The organism is Rhizobium cauense (genome assembly GCF_019511525.1).
GTDB classification, from domain to species: Bacteria; Pseudomonadota; Alphaproteobacteria; order Rhizobiales; family Rhizobiaceae; genus Rhizobium; species Rhizobium cauense.
In genome coordinates, this window is sequence record NZ_JAEUAT010000084.1 from 1 (window position 1) to 382 (window position 382).

1 pseudogene is annotated in these 382 nt (G+C 56.3%); it reads right to left on the bottom strand.

From position 1 onward, the window contains the following. Positions 1 to 209 precede the first annotated feature (209 nt). Positions 210 to 382, bottom strand: a pseudogene (gene acrR, locus JNB88_RS33240) (multidrug efflux transporter transcriptional repressor AcrR); the annotation flags it as partial.

Consider the following 382-nt stretch of genomic DNA (forward strand, 5'->3'; position numbering starts at 1 on the left):
GGGCTGAAAAGGCCAATAAAACAGAGCAGCGTGATAATAAAGATGAACGTGGCGCGTTGCCTGGAGATCGTGTGCAGCATAGTTAATATGAATGAATGCAAATGCCGGAGAATACCGGGGGTCGTCGCAAGCGCGCAGAATAGCACTTCTCAGCGCTGGCGAATAGCGGCGGACGGCGCTAAAAATTCACGCCCATCCGCGCGCTACCTTTAAGCTGACAAGCTCTCCGGGCCGCGTAGCGTCGGGCAGAATTGATACATCTCCAGCAGAATAGCGACGTAGTCCCGCGCTTCCGCATGCAGGTCGAACGAATCGGGGGCAAACAGCCAGTTTTCCATCAGTCCGGAAAGGTAGCTGCGCATTAACACGGCCGCCCGCCGGG